The organism is Paraburkholderia sp. BR14374 (assembly GCF_040948685.1).
Taxonomy (GTDB): domain Bacteria; phylum Pseudomonadota; class Gammaproteobacteria; order Burkholderiales; family Burkholderiaceae; genus Paraburkholderia; species Paraburkholderia youngii.
The window spans coordinates 512,868-531,037 of record NZ_JBFPKF010000003.1 but is presented as its reverse complement, the minus strand read 5'-3'; the positions used below and the strand labels follow the sequence as shown (position 1 = coordinate 531,037).

Below are 18,170 nucleotides of genomic sequence, written 5' to 3'. Positions count from 1 at the left end.
CGTTGAAGTACATCGGCGCAAGCGATGCGCGGTCGAAGCTATGATTCGCCGCGCGTCACTTTCATTTCCATTCCCCTTGGATGCCGAAGCCGGCGTCTATCTGTACGGCCCGCAGCAGCCGGCGACAGAGAAGTTCGTCACGGTGCTGTCGAAGTACTCGCCGGTCAACGCGTTGAATCTATTTGCGGTCAAAGGCGGCTCCGCTTCGCAAAGCGTGTTGACAGCGCTGTACGATCAGGCGCCGCCTGAAGCGCTGATCTTCGGCAACGATGCCGGTCACGCATTCAACGGCCAATGGCAAGGCGGTCTGTCGCTCGGCGGAGGCGGCGACGGCAGCGCCGCGCCGATCCAGTTCTTCGAAGGCGCGATCATCACGAAGGCGACGTCCGATACGACCGACAACGCGATCCAGTCGAGCATCGCAAGCTTCTACGGACCGCCGGCCGACGCCGCCGCGTCGGCCGGCTACGCGAACAACCTGATCAATTCGCCGCTCAGCCTCGCGACGCCGGATGTGTGGTTCCAGTCGAACGGCGGCACCGCCGTGCCCGCCACCGACATCTCCGGCGTCAATCTTGGCGCCGCGACGGTCACGAGCACGAATGATTCGTCCGTGTCGAACATCCACGAAGTGATCCGGGTACAGGGCGGCCAGTAGTACACGTTCACCGACTATGTGCTCGCCACCACCAACGCAACGGTATTCCCCGGCGGCTCGATCCAGACCGACGACCCGAGCGGCACCGAGTTCGGCTGGGTGCTGAACACGAACACCGGCGCGATCGTGCGCGGCACGTGGGGCGCGGGACAAGCGACGGCGCTGAGCGCGGTGAAAGCCGGCAACTGGTGGAAAGTGACGATGACGCTGACCGCACCGGCGGGATCGAACAACGCGCAGGTGTTCATCGATCCGCCGACGTCGAACAGTGCAGGCGTGCGTTCGCAGCAGGCCGCGTATTTGAGCGCGACACATTACTGCCCGAGCCTCGCGATTCTGAGCGGCACGAAGTCGTAATCACACGTCGCGGGAGAAATATGAACTGCTGAAGTCGAGGCTCGCGGAAAGCCAGCTGAAGTAAACACTCAATCGAACACGCGCGGCCGAACCGCATCGATATGCGCTCGGCCACGCCATGTCACCTCAACCAACCACTTCCTGCTTCCCCGGAATGCCTTGCCCGCGCAACGAACACCCGCGCGTTTCAGGCACGAAGACCAGCGCAATCGCACCAACGACGCACGCCACCATCATGTAGTAAGCGGGCACCAGCGCATTGCCCGTATGCGCGACCAGCCATTCGTTCGCCATCGGCGCCGTGCCGCCGAAAATCGACGTCGACACGTTATACGCGATCGCCATCCCCGCGTAACGGACCTGGGTCGGGAACATCGCGGGGAACATCGCCGAGATGCTGGCCAATTGCGGCACGTACAACAGCCCGAGCACCGCAAAGCCGATGAACGCACCGGTCACGCTGAGCTTCATCAGCAGGAACATCGGAATCGCCGCGACGAACAGGCCGACGAGCGAAAACCACCACACGTTCTTGCGTCCGACGCGATCCGAGAACGTGCCCGCAAACGGCAGGAACACCATCATCGCGAGCATGCCGATCAGCGGCACGAGCAGGGACATGTTGTCGCTCATGCCAAGCTGCTTCTGCATGAAGGTCGGCATATAGGCGAGCAGCACGTAGTTGACGACATTCAAAGCAACCACGAGTCCGCCGAGCTGGATCAGCGGTCGCCAATAGTCGCTCAGCAATGCCTTCAGCGTGACGCAGCTATGCTGCTCCTTATGCATCGTTTCTTCGAGCTCGCGAAAGACCGGCGTGTCTTCGAGCTTGGAGCGCAGATAGAAGCCGATCAGGCCGAGCGGCGCCGCAATCAGAAACGGCAAACGCCATCCCCATGCATGCATCGCCGTGTTGCCGAGCGCGACCGAGCAGCCGAGCATCAGAAACGCGCCGAGCGAGAAGCCCGACAGCGTCGCGAATTCGAGGAAGCTGCCGCAAAAGCCGCGCTTCTTATCGGGCGCGTATTCGGCCATGAAAGTCGCCGCGCCGCCATATTCGCCACCCGTCGAAAAGCCCTGGATCATTCGCAGCACGACGAGGATCGTCGGCGCCCACCAGCCAATGCTTGCGTAAGTCGGCACGAGTCCGACCAGCAGCGTTGCGACCGACATCAGGATGATCGTCAAGGCGAGCACGTGCTTGCGGCCGAGTCGATCGCCGAGCGGCCCCCAGAACAGGCCGCCTAACGGACGCACGAGAAACGAAATGGCGAACGTCGCGAGTGCGAATAACGTAGCCTGTGAAGTGCTGCCGGGGAACAACGCGGCCGAAATGTAACTGAGGCCATAGGCGTAGATACCATAGTCGAACCACTCGGTCGCATTGCCGAGCGCCGATGCGGCGATCGCGCGTCGCAGCAGGCTGCGCGCTTGCGCCTGCGGTTGCGCGCCCTGCGCGGTCCATGAATGTGCGTAATGCATGTCTCCTCCTGGGATGTCTCTATGCGACACAGGCAATGTCGCCCGAATCCAAGATACCGGCGGCACGCGTCTGCAACGATGTTCTAGGACGATGCAGGCATCGGGGTTTTCCATAAAACCCGCACTGGATGCGGTAATCCGTACGCGTGCGTCGGCGATACGTCGTGCGCGATCGGGAAAAACAACACGATTCGGGTGCAATGCACGCTTTAAAATTTCAAGCCGTCGTTCGTTCTATCGATAAGCATTCGAGTGCGAGGCCAACCGGTGAAAGCAGCGCTCTGCATATGTGTCACCGCTTTGTCGATGTCATCGGCAGGGTGTTACGCCGACGCTGCCAGCTATCCGCCATTGCCGGCGCTCAACATCGATATCTCGCAGACCTCCGTCTCCGGCCTCTCGGCGGGAGGGTTCATGGCGGTGCAACTGGCGGTCGCGTACTCGTCGATCATCAAGGGCGTGGGCGTCGTTGCGGCCGGTCCGTACTATTGCTCGCGAAACAGCCTTCTGATCGCCACCACCCGGTGCTCATGCACCATCCGACCGGCGAGCGCCTGCCGGGTCTCGCCTGACAGCACCAATGTGCCACGGCTCGTCTCGATGGCCAGGACGTTTTCGGCCAGTCGCCTGATCGACGATGTCGCCAGGATCATGCGCCAACGAATCGTCACGATATCGGGAGCGAAAGACGCGACCGTGCCTGCGCCCATCGTCGCCCAGTTGCAGGCGTTCTATGCGGCACTCGGCGTGCCGGCACAGAACATGACTCAAATCGGCATTGCCGATGCAGGCCACACGATGCCCACCATCGACTATGGCGTGGCCTGCGCAAAAAGCGAATCGCCTTTCATCGGCAAGTGCGATGTCGATGGCGCGAAGCAGATACTGGGCTGGATCTACGGACCTGCTCCGCTCGCGCCGCCTGCCGCGGCAACGCCACCGGGACGCTTCATCCGCTTCGATCAGAGCCGTTATCTACCGGCCAGCCAGCCAGCGAGCTTTTTGCGCAGGACGGGCATGGACGCCACCGGATGGCTGTATGTACCGAGCGCATGCAATGCCGGAGCACTGTGCCGGCTGCACGTTGCGCTGCACGGCTGCCGGCAGGGGCAGGCGTATGTCCCGCTCGGCTCACCGACTGGGCTCTCCTACGGAACCACGTTCGTCCGGCACGCCGGCTATACGCAGTGGGCGGACAACAACCGGATCGTCGTGCTATATCCGCAGGCGGTATCGATTCCAATAACCAACCCGAATGGATGCTGGGACTGGTGGGGATATACCGGCCGACATTTCGCCGATCAGCAAGGCGTTCAGATGCGCGCGATCCGCAACATGATCGAACGGCTCACGTCGGGCGCAAGCCACTGAGTGGCTGAAAGCCCAACGTCATTCGTATCAGCGCATCAGCAACGGCAGCGTCATCAAACGCCCCTGCTCCGGCCTCGCGTCGTTCTCGCCGCACAGCCGCAAACACATCCATGCGGTCGCGAGATTGCTGCTGACCACCGGCTTGGCCGTAGCCTCTTCGATTCGCGCGATGATCCGCGCGGCTCGCACAGCGGTGCACGAGATAAACAGCGCGTCGGAGTCCCGCGCCGTCGCTTCGCGCGCAAAGGCGACGATATCGTCGTGCGAAATCCGTGCCATCTCCCGGTCGTCGGTCAAACCGACGCAAGAGAAGCGATCGATCGCGAAGCCTTGTGCGGCAAAGTACTCCGCCATTGGCCCACTCGTTGCGGCGGTGTACGGCGTCAGCACACTGATACGCCGCGCGCCGAGCGTGTCGAGCGCTGTGACCGCGGCAGTCGTTGGAGTGACCACTCTGGCCGATGGCTTCGCTGCATGAATTGCGCGCTCGATCTGCGCATCACCGATCATCACGGATGCCGACGTGCACGAATACATCACGACGTCGAGCGTTTCGTCGGGCAGGATCAGCGCGGCACCCGCGGTCAGTGACGGTTGCATCGCGCGCAGATTGTCGGGCGTGACCGGGTTCGCATACGGCACGCGATTCACGTAGATGCCGATCCGCTCGCTCGCAACGAGTGCCGCGAAATCCGGCTCGGTGGTGTGATCGGTCGCGAGAATCACGAGGCCGATACGTTTTTCGAAAGCGCGTTCGAGCAAATTCGGCGCGCGCTCGAACTGCCGAATAGTTATTTGCATCGTTCAATGTCCCGGAGCCGGAAAACGCTTTTCAAGGAGGCGCACACAGGCCACCGCGATCAGGCTGATGATCAGGAACAGCACGCCGACCAGCGTCATCGGCTCCAGATAGCGGTAATCCGTATTCGCGATGATCTTCGCCTGATTCATCAATTCGAGGACCGTGATCGCCGACAGCAACGGCGTTTCCTTGAACATCGAGATCAGGTAATTGGCGAGCGCCGGCACCATCGGCGGCACCGCTTCGGGCAAGATCACGTGCTGCCAGGTTTGCGCGGGGCTCAGATTGCAGGCCTTCGCGGCCTCCCATTGCCCGCGCGGAATACTTTCGATGCCGGCACGATAGACCTCGGCCGCATATGTCGCGTAATGCGCGCCGATTGCGAGCACACCGGCCGCGAGCGCCGGCATCCGGATGCCGATGTCGGGCAGCACGTAGAACACGAAATACAGCTGCACCAGCAGCGGCGTGCCGCGAATAAAGCTCGCAATCGCCGATGTGCCGCGCGACACCACGCGATTCGGTGCGAGCCGCAAGATGGCTATCACCATGCCGACCACGGCGGCCACTACCGCGCCCAGCAAGGTAGCCAGCACGGTGATCTCCAACCCTTGCAGCAGCAGCGGCAGAATCTCGCGCACGAAGCTCCAGTCCCATTCCATACGTCTATCTCCTGATGCGGTCGAGACCGAAACTCAACCGGCTTTCCAGCTTGCGCATACCGAACGAGATCAGACAGGCCATGCCGAAGTACAGCGCGAGAATCGTCGCGAACGGGATCAACGTATTGCCGGTTTGCGAGCGCACCACTTGCGCCTGGAAGGTCATGTCGCCGAGCGAAATCAGCGACACGACGGCCGTGCCCTTCAGCAGCTCGATCGCGTTGTTGCCGAAGGTGGGCAGCATCAGCGGCAAGGCCTGTGGAAGGATCACGTGCCGCATGCGCTGATAGCGGGAAAGATTCAACGCAATGCAGGCGCTGCGCTGCTCGTGGCCGATCGCGGCGACCGCGCCGCGCACCACTTCGGCGCCGTACGCGCCGACGTTAAGCCCAAGCGCGAGCACGCCGGCCTGCAGCGGCGTCAGCGTGAGGCCGGCCATCGGCAACACGAAGTACGCCCAGAACAGCTGTACGAATATCGACGTGCCGCGAAAGAACTCGATATATGACGTGGCCAACGCGCGCACCACGAAGAAGCGCGACAGACGCCCGAGCCCCGCGACGAACGCCATTACGAGCGCGAGTACCGCGCCCATCAGCGTCAGTTCGACGGTTGTCCGCGCCCCCTGCAAAATCAGCTGCAAATAACCGGACCAGTGGTTCATCGACGCACCTCGCGCGCAATGTATCGGGGGCCATGCGCGCGACCGTGCCGCGCGCATGGCGTGCTATCGCGGCCTCAGTTCTTCGCCGTGCACAGTTGTTCGCGGCTCGCCGACATCGCCGCCTTCGCCGAGAAGCCATAGGGCTCGACGATCTTCGCGAACTCGCCGGAATCCTTCATCTTCTTCAGCTCGACATCGAACGCATCGCGCAGCGCGGTGTCCTGCTTGCGGAACGCGACGCCGTCGCATTGCACCGGCGTGTTCTGCACCGGCGCGATCGAATCGAGGTTCGGGTCTTTCGCCTTTGAAAGCAGATCGGTGATCGAAAGAAGCGGCAACGCGAATGCGTCGATGCGGCCGTCCTGCAGCATCTTCAGACCGCTTTGCCCGTCCGGCACGATGATCACGCGATCGGTCGGAATATTCGCGGCGGTCGCGAGCTTCTGCTCGGTCGTGCCGCCTTCCACACCGATCACCGCTTTCGGATCTTTCGCGATTTCCTCGTACGTCTTGATGCTCTTCGTATTGCCTTTCTTGACCGCGAACGCTTCGACCGCACACAGCACCGGCTGCGAATAGGCGACAGCCGCGCAACGCTGCGGCGTCATGAACAGCCCCGCCGCAATCGCGTCATGCCGCCCGGCCGCGAGGCCCGGAATCATCGCGCCATACTCGGAGACCGACGCGACGACGTCGTTGACGCCCAGCTTCTTGAACCCCGCGCGCGCGACATCGGGCGCCGCGCCCGTCACTTTGCCGTCGGCGCCGACTGCGGTGAACGGCGGTTCGTTCGCGATCGCGATGCGCGCGAAACCTTGCTGGCGCAGCTGCGTTAGCTTGTCGTCGGCGGCATATGCGAGGCTCGCGAGCGTCAGCAGAGACAACCCTCCCGCAATCAGAATCCTCTTCAGCTTCATGATCTCTGGCTCCTTTGGCGTAGTGGTATGACGTAGTAGTGGGTGATGTGCAGCATGGAAAAACAATCTGTTGCGGCTCGGCTCAGATTCGATGCCCCGCGGCGAGGATCTTGCGCAGGAAGGTCTGGGTCCGCTCATGCACGGGATGAGTGAAGATGTCCTCGGGCTTGCCTTCCTCGACGATCCTGCCGCGATCGAAGAACAGCACGCGGTCGGCGAAATCGTGCGCGAAGCCCATTTCGTGCGTGACGAGCAGCATCGTCATATCGGTTTCGCGCGCGAGCCGCTGCATCACGTTCAGGACTTCCTCGACGAGTTCGGGGTCGAGCGCGGACGTCACTTCGTCGAACAGCATGATTCGCGGCGCGAGCGCGAGCGCCCGCGCAATCGCCACGCGCTGCTTCTGGCCGCCCGACAGTTGTGCGGGACGGCTTTTCGCCTTATCGGCCATGCCGACCATGTCGAGCAGCTCTAGCGCGCGTTTCTCCGCCGACTCGCGGCTCTCGCCCTTCGTCAGCATTGGGGCGAGCGTCACGTTGTCGAGCACGCTCTTGTGCGGAAACAGATTGAAGTGCTGAAACACCATGCCGATCTTCTCGCGCATCTTCTGCAGATGCCTTTCGTTCGCGGGCACCATCTGGCCGCCGCGCGGCATATGGAACAGTTGTTCGCCGTCCACCTCGATATGGCCGCCATCGATCGTCTCGAGCGTCATCAGGATGCGCAGGATCGTCGTCTTGCCCGATCCCGACGGACCGATCAGCGCCAGTTTCTCGCCGGGCATCACGTCGAGCGATAGTTCGTCGAGCACGGTCAGCGCGCCATATCGTTTCGTGATCCGGTCGAGTCGGATCAATGGCTTATTCGCGGGGCTTTGTTCGCGGCGCGCCTGAGTGCCTGCGGGCGTGGCCGTGCGTTCGGAGGAAAGACTTGCCGGGGCGATGCCTGAAGCGCTCAATAGATCGGTAACTCGCGCAGTGTTCATATCGATTCGATCCCGTTCGTCGTACGTGATTTGAGTCAATGGAATGCGGCTGCGGCGCCGGAAATGCCAGTGATGCGGACCAGAATACGCAGCCATATTTGCAAACCGGATTGCTCTAGAACAATTCTTTTTCCGCGCCGGCGAATGCGGCCCAAGGGTGCGCTGCAACAAGACCACAGCATGCTCCGATGACGTCACCAAGATTGAACTAGCACATTCGGAGGCGTTTTTTCGCGGCATTAGACTGCGGCGAGAAATACCCGTGGCGCCGCATTCACGTGCACCGTGCGCCACTTCCCGCAACGACGTCACGCTCAGAGAGAGGGGAAGATGTCAGATACGACGCAACAGGAATCGCGAATTGAGGTGCCCGTCGTGCGCCTGCCGTTCGAACGCGACGAATATGCCGCGCGTCTTGCCAAGACGCGCAAGGCCATGCAGGAGGCCGGCATCGAGCTATTGATCGTGTCGGACCCGACCAATATGGCCTGGCTCACCGGCTATGACGGCTGGTCGTTTTACGTGCATCAGTGCGTGCTGCTCGCGCTCGATGGCGAGCCGGTCTGGTTCGGCCGCGGTCAGGACGCGAATGGTGCAAAGCGCACCGTCTTCATGCAGCACGATCAGATCGTCGGCTATCCGGACCACTACGTGCAATCCACCGCGCGGCATCCGATGGACTATCTCGCGCGCGAGGTGATCGCGGCGCGCGGCTGGGCCAACGCGAAGATCGGCGTCGAAATGGACAACTACTATTTCAGCGCCGCTGCTTATCGCTCGCTCGTCGCGCATCTGCCGGACGCGAAATGGCAGGACGCGACCGGCCTCGTCAACTGGCAGCGCGCGGTCAAATCGCTACGCGAGATCGAGTACATGCGCGTGGCCGCGCGCATCGTCGAGAAGATGCACGCGCATATCCTCGAGCGAATCGAGCCGGGCATGCGCAAGAATGACCTCGTCGCGGAGATCTACTCGGCAGGCATTACCGGCATCGACGGTCATGGCGGCGACTATCCGGCGATCGTGCCGCTGCTGCCGACCGGCGCCGACGCGGCCGCGCCGCATCTGACCTGGGACGACACGCCGTTCGCGAAGGACGCCGGCACGTTCTTCGAAATCGCCGGCTGCTTCAAGCGCTATCACTGCCCGCAGTCGCGCACCGTGTATCTGGGCAAGCCGCCGAAGCATTTCATCGAGGGCGAGCGCGCGGTGGTCGAAGGAATCGAGGCCGGTCTTGCCGCGGCGAAACCGGGCAATACCTGCGAGGACATCGCCAATGCGTTTTTCGCGGTGCTGCATAAATACGGCATCGAGAAGAACAGCCGTTGCGGCTATCCGATCGGCGCGAGCTATCCGCCGGACTGGGGCGAGCGCACGATGAGCCTGCGTCCTGGGGACAAGACCGTCCTCGAACCCGGCATGACGTTCCACTTCATGCCGGGCCTGTGGCTCGACGACTGGGGCCTCGAAATCACCGAGAGCATCCTGATCACCAGGACCGGTGTCGAGACCTTCTGCCGCACGCCACGCAAGCTGTTCGTCAAACCGTAAGCGCACGGGCGTCGTGCCCGCATCGACTCGCGGAGCACGATGCCCGTCTCAACACGAGGGGAAGCATGCTTCCGAAAACGATGAAGGCCGTCGTGCTGACCGGGCACGGCGGCCTCGACAAACTGGTCTATCGCGACGACGTGCCGGTGCCGTCCTGTGCGGCCGGCGAAGTACTGATCGATGTGACCGCATGCGGTCTCAACAATACCGACGTGTGGGTCCGCGAGGGCGCCTACGGCACCGACGACGACCCGCAAGCGGTTTCGACGTGGCGACGCGGCCGCTCGACGCTGACGTTTCCGCGCATTCAGGGCGCGGATATCGTCGGCCGCGTGGTCGCGGTGGGTCGCGGCGTCAGCGATGCGCGTATCGGCGAGCGCGTGATCGTCGACGCGTCGATCTACAACCGCGACGACGACAGCCTCGCCGATATCGACTACATCGGCCACGGCCGCGACGGCGGCTACGCCGAATACACGGCCGTGCCCGCCGAAAACGCGCATCGCGTCGACTCCAGCTATTCCGACGCCGAGCTCGCGACGTTCTGGTGCGCTTATCACACCGGCGAGCAGATGATCGAGCGCGCAGCCGTCAAGCGCGGCGAAGCGGTGCTGATTACCGGTGCGTCCGGCGGCGTCGGCTCGGCCATCATTCAGCTGTGCCGCGCGCGCGGCGCAATTCCGTATGCGGTGGTCAGCAAGGGCAAGGAAGAAGCGGTGCTCGCGCTCGGCGCGCAAGGCGTGATGCTGCGCGACAGTGGCGATTTCATCGCGGACGTCGAACGGATGACCGACGGCCGGCCCGTCGACGTGGTGGCCGATCTGGTTGGCGGGGCGCTGTTCGGCAAGCTGTTGAACGTGCTGCGGCCAGAGGGGCGATACACGACCGCGGGCGCGATCGCCGGGCCGGTCGTGCAACTCGACCTGCGCACGATGTATCTGAAGCAGTTGCAGTTGAATGGATCGTCGCAGGGCACGCGCGGCGCGTTCAAACGCGTGCTCGACTATATCCAGAGCGGTACGATTCGGCCGGTTCTCGCAGCGACTTATCCGCTGTCGAAGTTTCCTGAGGCGCAGACGCGGTTTATGGAAAAGCGCTTCGTGGGGAATATCGTTGTGATTCCGGATCGGCATTACGGCGACGAAGCTTCGCATTAACTCTTATTGCGATTAAAACACTGGCCGATGTATTACGGCCATTCGCAGCTCTAGCCGCACACTGTCACCCTCCGAGCCCGCCCCTCATGGCGGGCTTTCTTTTTCGCGCGTAGCAGTCGTCGTCAATGTTTTTCAAGACAGTCTTATCTCGATTTAAAGCTGTTGACGTGGTTCGTTTCGATGGGTAAGTATCCGACATCGCCTGGAAATTCATGAGGAATCCAATGGAGAAACGGAATCAGGATGGCACTGGAAAGAAGATGCCGGACGAGAAGGTCTGTGACCTTTGTCGCATTACCTATTCGATCTACGCCAACTTCCCGCCGATGCCGTCGGCACAGGCTATGAATGCAGAAACCGGAGAGTTCTTTCCCTTTGATCGGCTGCGTTCGCTATCAAACGGTTACGACATGGCCAAAGCGCTAGGTTACGCATGGGCGTGTGATTGTCGCGGACGCTCCCCGGTCACCAGGCGTATCAACTACAACGAGCAATTCCAACTTCTCGACGCTCACACGGGTAAGCCTTTAGTCAACGTTGAATATGCCGTCGAACGGGCAAGCGGCGATATAGAACATGGAATGACCGACGCGAGCGGCTATACGCACCGTCTTTCCATGACCAGTTCGGCTGAAGAAATCAATATCTATTGCAACGGGGCGAAACATGCCTAAGACCGTAATCTCCCCGTCGGGTAAGCATCTCAACCATGCCGCGCGAAGAACGACGACGAGTACCGCCGACAGCGCCGCGAAACAGGTTCGCGTTGCGTCACGGCAGAAGACGCGCCTCGAAGAGAACGAGGAATATTTCAAAGATGCCAACGTCAAGGCGTTCCTCTATATGATTGGGAAATCTGAAGGCGGCGACTATCACGCGAAGTACGGGTGGTATCCGGGAAATACGACGTGGACCTTTACCGACGAATCAACTCACCCGGGGCCGGGTAAAGATGGACACACTACCGCTGCCGGTCTGTACCAGATTAACAGAGCCGCGTGGACCGAACATGGCAAGAAGGCGATGGGTCTCGACGATTTTTCCCCGCACACTCAGGACCTGATCGCGGTTGAAGACGTTCGCGTCCACAATGTAATTGACTCGGTGATAGCCGGGAACATTAAGCATGCCATTGAGAAGCTAAAGCCTCATGAATGGGTGTCATTTCAGGTTCATGACTTTGCGACTCTAAAGGCGTGGTTTATTGCGGGCGGTGGGACACCAAAATGAAAAATACTGCTATCGCGCTACTACTCGCAGGCCTTACGACTGGTCATGCAGTTGCCTCAGAAATCTTGTTCGAGAATCGAACTGAAGACTCAACGAGCGGATGGGATCACGTCACTCATGCGTTCGCAAGCGCATTGATGAGACATGAAGAGCGAGCGCAGGATTTAACTGGCTATGCACAAGCGGGCGAGATACCGAAAGACCCAAGCACAAGGCTCGTATGGAAGACCGTCCCAATTAGCCTTAGGGGGCGGGAAATCCGATTCGTGCGGCCTACCTTGGACCCATATTTCGCACCTTTCTATGGCGCCCATCAATTCCAGCACTGGCTTGTTTCTAACGGGCGCATCCTGCATGAAGGGAACGCTGATGTTTTTCAGATCTTGCAAGTGGAGCATGGTGGAATGCGAGACATCGCAGAGACGGCTTGTACGGCGATAACGTGTTACACAACCCAGTTTCGCTTCAATCAGAGAAGCGGTCGCTACGAAGCAGCATCTTGCCGTGCAAGCACAATTTCCAGCGGTTCTGATGCGGGTCCATGTACCTATAGCCGTCAGTGACAATGCGGCGCGAAGCCGCCGCCATCCGAGGAGGAGCGTGCCAATGCATCGTCACAACGCTGTCGGCTCTCGCCGGGTCAAATTTTCTGGGCTATGAAATGAAAAGACTGCTTCCGCTCTTGTCGTGTCTCCCGCTTACTGCTTTCGCACTAGATGGTACGGGCTCAGTCGATTTCGATTCATCTATCATGCCGCTATTAAATCAGAACGCAGACTCAAGAGAACTCGTTCTCTGCAACTTCGATATCGTCAGCGATCCAATGGGAACGCGAATTGGAGACGTTCAATCGAAAGCTTTAGGGGGTTCCCGAATCGGGCCTTATTCGATGTGGGCAAACTGGCGCGGGAATTCAGGTTCAAAACCAGTAGTTCTGACGATAAACACGCGTATAGATTTTATCGACTCGCGCGGCAGGAAGGTCGATGGAAGTTTGCTTAAGGCAGTCCGCATTGAAGAGCATATCGATAGCGTGACGATAGGACCTGCGGAACAAGGGCAACCGGAGTCCGTTCCGGGAGGACTAAAGCACGGCATAGATTTAAACGCATGCTCTTCCAGATCTTCTAGATCTTGAATCGTGAATAAAAGGATCTGTGCTCAAAGATTTATGGCTACGCTCGTCGGAGCGCTATTGATTCCGACCGCTCATGCGGATGGATCGGTCAGTTTTTACGGCGACATTGTTCCAATGCTCAAGGCGCGCGCTCAATTTGAACAGTTCATAACTGACAACTTTTCAGTTACAGATACGGGATGGGGAGACAGGATAGATAGCGCGACAATGCCGCATATGGGCGGTGCTCGGATGGGACCGTATAAATTTCAAGCCGTGTGGCATAGCTCCCACGGTGACGTCCCAGTTACCTTGATAATCGACACGAAGATCCGATTTCTCGACAGACACCAGCACGAAATCGTGGGCGGTGATCTGCGCGAAACACGATCGGTCATCGAAACCTTGGATTCTATCGAAATTGAACCGCCTGACACCAATTCCGCCCGAAGTAAATAAAAGCCCCAACCACAAACCACATCCCAGCAGCCGGGGCTTTCTCACTCCTCAGTTCATCAAAGCGAAGCAGCCGGCGCAAACACCTGCGACGCCACCTCATCCACCGCTTCGCGCGTCAACTTGACGATCTCGTCGACATCACTGCGCGACGTCACCAACGGCGGCGCAAAGCCAAGGATGTCGCCATGCGGCATCGCCCGCGCGATCAGTCCGCGCTGCATCGCCGCAGCCGACACACGCGGTCCGACCTTCAGCGCCGCATCGAACGGCGTGCGGAGATCCTTGTCGGCCATGAACTCCAGCGCGGCCAGCATACCCTCGCCGCGCACTTCGCCGACGAGCGGATGCGAGTCGAACGCCGCATGCAATTGCTGGAGCAGATAAGCGCCGGTTTGCGCCGCGTTCTGCGTCAGGTTCTCGCGCTCCAGAATGTCGAGGTTGGCGAGAGCCGCGGCCGCGCAGATCGGATGGCCCGAATAGGTCCAGCCATGCCCCAGCGCGCCCGATTCCTGCGATGCCTTATCGATCACATCCCACACACCCTCGCTGACGATCACGCCCGACAGCGGCGCATACGCACTCGTCAAACCCTTCGCGACGGTGATCAGATCCGGCTGAATGCCGTAGTGCTGCGCGCCCATCTTCGAGCCAAGCCGGCCGAAGCCGCACACCACTTCGTCGCAGATCAGCAGAATGTCGTGCTTCTTCAGCACCTGCTGGATCGCGGGCCAGTAACCGGCCGGCGGCGGTACGATGCCGCCCGTGCCCATCACCGGTTCGCCGATGAAGGCCGCGATCGTATCAGCGCCTTCGCGCGCGATCAGTTTTTCGAGTTCGTCGACGCAGTACGCGACGAACTGCGTTTCGTTCATGCCCGCGGGCGCGCGGCGATACCAGTGCGGACACACGGTGTGCTTGACGCGCTCGACCGGCAGATCGAAGAACTGATGGAAGCTCGGCAAGCCCGTGAGACTACCGGTGACGATACCCGAGCCGTGATAGCCACGGTCGCGCGAAATGATCTTCTTCTTGTTCGGGCGGCCCTTCACGTTGTTGTAGTACCAGACGAGCTTGATCTGCGTTTCGTTCGCATCCGAACCCGACAAGCCGTAGTACACCTTCTTCATGCCTTTCGGCGACCAGTCGATGATGCGCGACGACAGTTCGATGATCGTATCGGTCGAGTGGCCGACATACGTGTGGTAGTACGCGAGCTTCTTCGCCTGCTCGTAAATCGCCTCTGCCACTTCGGTGCGGCCGTAGCCGATGTTCACGCAGTAAAGGCCGGCAAATGCATCGATAAACGATTTGCCTTGATGGTCCTCGATACGGATGCCCTTCGCGCCGGTCACGATCCGGCCCGGCAGCGCGCCGCTCGCGTGATCGTGCGCGTGCGTCGACGGATGCATGAAGTGCGCGCGATCGGCGCTCAGCAGTTGATCGAATTTAGTCATGGGTCGCTCCTTCGTGTGATGTCTTGATGAATGAATCAGTAGGTTCAGGCCGTTGCGTCCGTCGCCATCGCGTGTGCCGCGGCACGAGCTGGGGCGCTGTCGCTGACCGGCAAGCCGAGCTGGCCAAGGCAGAAATAACGTGTCTCGACGAACGGCTCGAAGCCTTCGACGCCGCCTTCGCGTCCAAGCCCCGACGACTTGATGCCGCCGAACGGAATCGGCGCGCCGGTAAACTTCGCGCCGTTGATGGACACCATCGCGAAGTCGAGTCGGCGGATCAGTTGAAACACGGTGTTCAGCTCTTTCGCGCAGACGTAGGCGGCGAGTCCGTACTCGGTGTCGTTCGCGCGTTCGACCACTTCGTCGAGCGAATCGAACGGCGATACCGCCGAGATCGGCGCGAAGTTCTCTTCGTCGTAGATGCGCATGCCGGGCGCAGCATCGGCCACCACGGTCGGCTCGAAGAACCAGCCGCCGCGCTCGTGCGCCGAGCCGCCCACCGTGATGCGTGCGCCCTTCTCGCGCGCGTCGGCGACGCGCTGCACGGTCGTGTCGAACGCGGCCTGGTGCATCAGCGGGCCCACGTCTACGTGTGGGTCGAAGGCGCTGCCCACTTTCAAGGCCTTCACGGCATCGCTGTATTGCGCGACGAACGCTTCATACAACGGACGCGCGACGAAGATCCGGTTCGCCGCGCAGCAGTCCTGGCCCGAGGTCTGGAACTTCGCAGCAACCGCCACGCGCACGGCCTGTGCGAGGTCCGCATCTTCGGTCACGATAAAAGGCGCGTTGCCGCCCAGTTCGAGCGCGGTCTTCTTGATGCCTGCCTGCGCGGCCGTTTGCATCACCAGTGCACCGACGCGCGTCGATCCGGTGAAGCTGACCGAGCGCACGCGGCTATCCGAAACCAGCGTTTCCATCGCCATTTGCGGCTCGCCGAGCACCACGTTGAATACGCCTGCCGGAAAGCCGGCTTCTTCGGCGAGTTGCGCGAGCGCGAGTGCGGAGAACGGCGTCTCGTGCGCGGGCTTCGCGACTACCGTGCAACCTGCGGCCAGCGCGGCAGCGGCCTTGCGCGTGAGCATTGCGCACGGGAAATTCCACGGCGTGATCAGTGCGGCGACGCCGACCGGCTCGATGATCGTGCCAAGATGCGCGCCATCGATATGCGTCGGAATCGTGCGCCCATTCAGGCGCCGCACTTCATGCGCGAACCATTCGACGAAGCTCGCGCCATACGCGATTTCGCCGCGCGCTTCGGCAAGCGGCTTGCCCTGTTCGAGCGACAGGATCGCAGCGAGATCCTGCTGATGACGCAGGATCAGTTCATGCCAGCGCAATAGCAGCGCCGAGCGTTTGGCGACCGGCACCCAGCGCCACGTGTCGAACGCGCGCTGCGCGGCATCGACTGCGGCGGTGATCTGCGCCGCGTCGAGCATCGGCACATGGCCGAGTACTTCCTGATTCGCGGGATTCTGCACTGCGACGCTCGCGGCGCTCGCGCTATGAACCCAGCGTCCATCCACGTAGCACAGCGATTTGAATAGGACCGGATGACCCAGCAACATGACGACCTCCTGTGTGCGATGTCTCTGCTATCACTGTAGGTCCTCGGGCACTGCGGATTTTTTTGTTGTCGCGGTTGGAAGACTGCGTTTTTTCTGCAATTCGCCGCGTGATTGATGTTTTTTCGGGCGGGACTTTTGACCGTATTTGGACCGCACTTATCGCGCCATTCAACCGTTCTCGCCAATCGATTGTTCCGCCCAATCAGGCAGTCCTTCGGCGCCGCTTTTCACCACCTTCGTGACGATATAGGTGAAGTACTTCTCGATGCCCAACTCGTCGGTGAGCAACGTATCGATGAAGCGCTGATAGTGGTCGATATCGCGCGACAGCACGTGCATCACATAGTCGACGCCGCCGCCCGTCGCGAGGCATTGCACGACTTCGGGCGCGGCCGCGATGCGCTCCTCGAAGCGCCGCATGTCCGGAGCGGTATGACGCGCTAGCGTCACCTCGACCACCACGCGGCTGCCTTTGAACGCGCGCACCCAATCGATATCCGCGCGATACCCGCGAATCACGCCCTCTTCTTCGAGGCGCTTCACGCGCTCCCATGCCGGCGAAATCGACAGATTGATTTCTTCGGCGAGGCGCGACTTCGTGATGCGTCCGTCGCGCGCGAGAATGCGCAGAATCGCGAGATCGTAGCGGTCGAATTTCATCGCGCGTTCAGACCGTTACCGGTATGCCACGTTCGAGCACGTCGGCGACCACCGCAACCGTATCGCCGCTCCGCACGAGCCCCGGGAAATGCCGCGCGGCGAGCATGCCCGCGCGTCGCGCGCGATATTCGATCGGCGCGGCACCGGTGCGATTCGCATCGTAAACCCGCGCGATCACCTCGCCGCTATCGACCATCTCGCCGAGATCCTTGCACAATTCGAGCAGACCATCGTGCTCGCTCGTCGTGTAGCAGGTGCCATCGGGCATATCGAGCAGCGTGGTCGTGCGTGGTGCGTTACGGCTCGATTCGTCCTGCTCGATGATCCCCGCATGCTGCAGAAAGCCGCGCACACCGCGCTCGGTGATCGCCACGCTCTGCACCGTTGCGGTACCGCCGCCGCCAAGCTCGGTCGACACGAACACCTTGCCGGCTTCCTCGACGGCCGTGTCGTAAAGGCCGACGCTATCTAGCTCGAGCATCCGCATCGAGTACGGCGCGCCGAACGCACGCATCGCCGCTTCGCAGCGCGCCTGCTGCGTCGCATCGGGCAGTACGTGAATCGCGGCGAACGGCACGAAGTCGAGCGTGCGGCCGCCCGCGTGCAGATCGAGCACATAGTCGGCGAGCGGCAGCAGATAGCGCTGAAAATAATCGGCGATCTTCTCGGTCACGGTGCCATCCGGCTTGCCCGGAAAGCTGCGATTCAGATTGCCGCGATCGATCGGCGACGTGCGCGTGCCCGCGCGAAACGCCGGAAAATTCATGAACGGCACGATGATCACGCGCCCGCGTACCTCACTCGCCTTCAAGGTGGCGGCGAGCTTCGACAGCGCGATCGGCCCTTCGTATTCGTCACCGTGATTGCCGCCCGTTAGCAGCGCGGTCGGTCCCTCGCCGTTGCGGATCACGGTGATGGGGATCATCTCCGCGCCCCACGCGGAGACATCGTGAGAATGAGGCAGCTTCAGGAAACCATGCTGTTCGCCGTCGGCGTTGAAATCGACCGTCGGTTGAATCGGGGATGCCCGCATCTGTGCTACTCCTTCGTGAGCCGCTTGTGCGGCGTTTTACCGT

The 18,170-nt window shown here is 61.1% G+C and carries 19 protein-coding genes; 8 read left to right on the top strand and 11 right to left on the bottom strand.

The genetic code is table 11. From position 1 onward, the window contains the following. Positions 1 to 76 precede the first annotated feature (76 nt). Positions 77 to 658 carry an arabinofuranosidase catalytic domain-containing protein gene (locus AB3X86_RS09580; RefSeq protein WP_368595763.1) on the top strand — a complete coding sequence of 194 codons (582 nt, stop codon included), beginning with the start codon at positions 77 to 79 and terminating at the stop codon, positions 656 to 658. A gap of 18 nt (positions 659 to 676) precedes the next feature. Beyond that, on the top strand, positions 677 to 1,015 hold the full coding sequence (locus AB3X86_RS09575) for a hypothetical protein (RefSeq protein ID WP_368595762.1): 339 nt from the start codon (positions 677 to 679) through the stop codon (positions 1,013 to 1,015). 126 nt (positions 1,016 to 1,141) lie between these two features. Here the strand turns inward: AB3X86_RS09575 and AB3X86_RS09570 are convergent, their stop codons facing one another. Together AB3X86_RS09570 and AB3X86_RS09565 are read right to left on the bottom strand one after the other, a co-directional pair. Further along, positions 1,142 to 2,497: an MFS transporter gene (locus AB3X86_RS09570; RefSeq protein WP_368595761.1), complete on the bottom strand. Its 1,356-nt coding sequence runs from the start codon at positions 2,495 to 2,497 to the stop codon at positions 1,142 to 1,144. Positions 2,498 to 2,982: 485 nt separating this feature from the next. Beyond that, the gene (locus AB3X86_RS09565) at positions 2,983 to 3,150 is read right to left on the bottom strand and encodes a hypothetical protein (RefSeq protein WP_368595760.1); all 168 of its coding nucleotides are present in this window, start codon (positions 3,148 to 3,150) and stop codon (positions 2,983 to 2,985) included. Between AB3X86_RS09565 and AB3X86_RS09560 the strand changes: the two genes are divergently transcribed. After that, positions 3,149 to 3,868, top strand: coding sequence for a poly(3-hydroxybutyrate) depolymerase (locus tag AB3X86_RS09560; RefSeq protein ID WP_368595759.1), 720 nt, complete (start codon positions 3,149 to 3,151; stop codon positions 3,866 to 3,868). The genes AB3X86_RS09565 and AB3X86_RS09560 overlap by 2 nt on opposite strands. A gap of 27 nt (positions 3,869 to 3,895) precedes the next feature. Here AB3X86_RS09560 and eutA read toward each other — a convergent pair whose 3' ends face one another. The 5 genes from eutA to ehuA all read right to left on the bottom strand — a co-directional run bounded on the left by eutA (position 3,896) and on the right by ehuA (position 7,898). Further along, positions 3,896 to 4,669 carry an ectoine utilization protein EutA gene (eutA, locus tag AB3X86_RS09555; RefSeq protein WP_368595758.1) on the bottom strand — a complete coding sequence of 258 codons (774 nt, stop codon included), beginning with the start codon at positions 4,667 to 4,669 and terminating at the stop codon, positions 3,896 to 3,898. Between the two features lie 3 nt (positions 4,670 to 4,672). After that, positions 4,673 to 5,332, bottom strand: a complete 660-nt coding sequence (gene ehuD / locus AB3X86_RS09550) for an ectoine/hydroxyectoine ABC transporter permease subunit EhuD (RefSeq protein WP_368595757.1) — start codon at positions 5,330 to 5,332, stop codon at positions 4,673 to 4,675. A gap of 4 nt (positions 5,333 to 5,336) precedes the next feature. Further along, complete coding sequence (gene ehuC, locus AB3X86_RS09545; protein ID WP_368595756.1) at positions 5,337 to 5,996, bottom strand: ectoine/hydroxyectoine ABC transporter permease subunit EhuC; 660 nt, start codon at positions 5,994 to 5,996, stop codon at positions 5,337 to 5,339. 74 nt (positions 5,997 to 6,070) lie between these two features. Beyond that, positions 6,071 to 6,913 carry an ectoine/hydroxyectoine ABC transporter substrate-binding protein EhuB gene (ehuB, locus tag AB3X86_RS09540; RefSeq protein WP_176121034.1) on the bottom strand — a complete coding sequence of 281 codons (843 nt, stop codon included), beginning with the start codon at positions 6,911 to 6,913 and terminating at the stop codon, positions 6,071 to 6,073. An 82-nt stretch (positions 6,914 to 6,995) separates the two neighbouring features. Continuing rightward, positions 6,996 to 7,898: an ectoine/hydroxyectoine ABC transporter ATP-binding protein EhuA gene (gene ehuA, locus AB3X86_RS09535; protein ID WP_368595755.1), complete on the bottom strand. Its 903-nt coding sequence runs from the start codon at positions 7,896 to 7,898 to the stop codon at positions 6,996 to 6,998. Positions 7,899 to 8,228: 330 nt separating this feature from the next. On the opposite strand from ehuA, the gene doeA reads away from it, so the two are divergent. The 5 genes from doeA to AB3X86_RS09510 all read left to right on the top strand — a co-directional run bounded on the left by doeA (position 8,229) and on the right by AB3X86_RS09510 (position 13,412). Next, complete coding sequence (gene doeA, locus AB3X86_RS09530) at positions 8,229 to 9,449, top strand: ectoine hydrolase DoeA (RefSeq protein ID WP_368595754.1); 1,221 nt, start codon at positions 8,229 to 8,231, stop codon at positions 9,447 to 9,449. 65 nt (positions 9,450 to 9,514) lie between these two features. Next, positions 9,515 to 10,606 carry an alcohol dehydrogenase family protein gene (locus tag AB3X86_RS09525; protein WP_368595753.1) on the top strand — a complete coding sequence of 364 codons (1,092 nt, stop codon included), beginning with the start codon at positions 9,515 to 9,517 and terminating at the stop codon, positions 10,604 to 10,606. Between the two features lie 224 nt (positions 10,607 to 10,830). Then, positions 10,831 to 11,280 (top strand): hypothetical protein, encoded by a 450-nt coding sequence (locus tag AB3X86_RS09520; protein ID WP_368595752.1) that lies wholly within the window; start codon positions 10,831 to 10,833, stop codon positions 11,278 to 11,280. Then, the gene (locus tag AB3X86_RS09515; RefSeq protein WP_176366328.1) at positions 11,273 to 11,836 is read left to right on the top strand and encodes a paar repeat-containing protein; all 564 of its coding nucleotides are present in this window, start codon (positions 11,273 to 11,275) and stop codon (positions 11,834 to 11,836) included. Before AB3X86_RS09520 ends, AB3X86_RS09515 begins: the two co-directional genes overlap by 8 nt. A gap of 1,171 nt (positions 11,837 to 13,007) precedes the next feature. Continuing rightward, the gene (locus AB3X86_RS09510; RefSeq protein WP_368595751.1) at positions 13,008 to 13,412 is read left to right on the top strand and encodes a hypothetical protein; all 405 of its coding nucleotides are present in this window, start codon (positions 13,008 to 13,010) and stop codon (positions 13,410 to 13,412) included. Positions 13,413 to 13,468: 56 nt separating this feature from the next. Here AB3X86_RS09510 and AB3X86_RS09505 read toward each other — a convergent pair whose 3' ends face one another. The 4 genes from AB3X86_RS09505 to doeB form a co-directional block, all read right to left on the bottom strand. Next, positions 13,469 to 14,866 carry an aspartate aminotransferase family protein gene (locus AB3X86_RS09505; protein ID WP_176121028.1) on the bottom strand — a complete coding sequence of 466 codons (1,398 nt, stop codon included), beginning with the start codon at positions 14,864 to 14,866 and terminating at the stop codon, positions 13,469 to 13,471. A 44-nt stretch (positions 14,867 to 14,910) separates the two neighbouring features. Further along, positions 14,911 to 16,434: an NAD-dependent succinate-semialdehyde dehydrogenase gene (locus AB3X86_RS09500; RefSeq protein ID WP_368595750.1), complete on the bottom strand. Its 1,524-nt coding sequence runs from the start codon at positions 16,432 to 16,434 to the stop codon at positions 14,911 to 14,913. Positions 16,435 to 16,602: 168 nt separating this feature from the next. Beyond that, entirely contained in the window at positions 16,603 to 17,094 is a 492-nt protein-coding gene (locus AB3X86_RS09495; protein ID WP_013092605.1) for an Lrp/AsnC family transcriptional regulator, read from the bottom strand. 7 nt (positions 17,095 to 17,101) lie between these two features. Beyond that, positions 17,102 to 18,127, bottom strand: a complete 1,026-nt coding sequence (doeB, locus tag AB3X86_RS09490) for a N(2)-acetyl-L-2,4-diaminobutanoate deacetylase DoeB (RefSeq protein WP_368595749.1) — start codon at positions 18,125 to 18,127, stop codon at positions 17,102 to 17,104. Positions 18,128 to 18,170 lie beyond the last annotated feature (43 nt).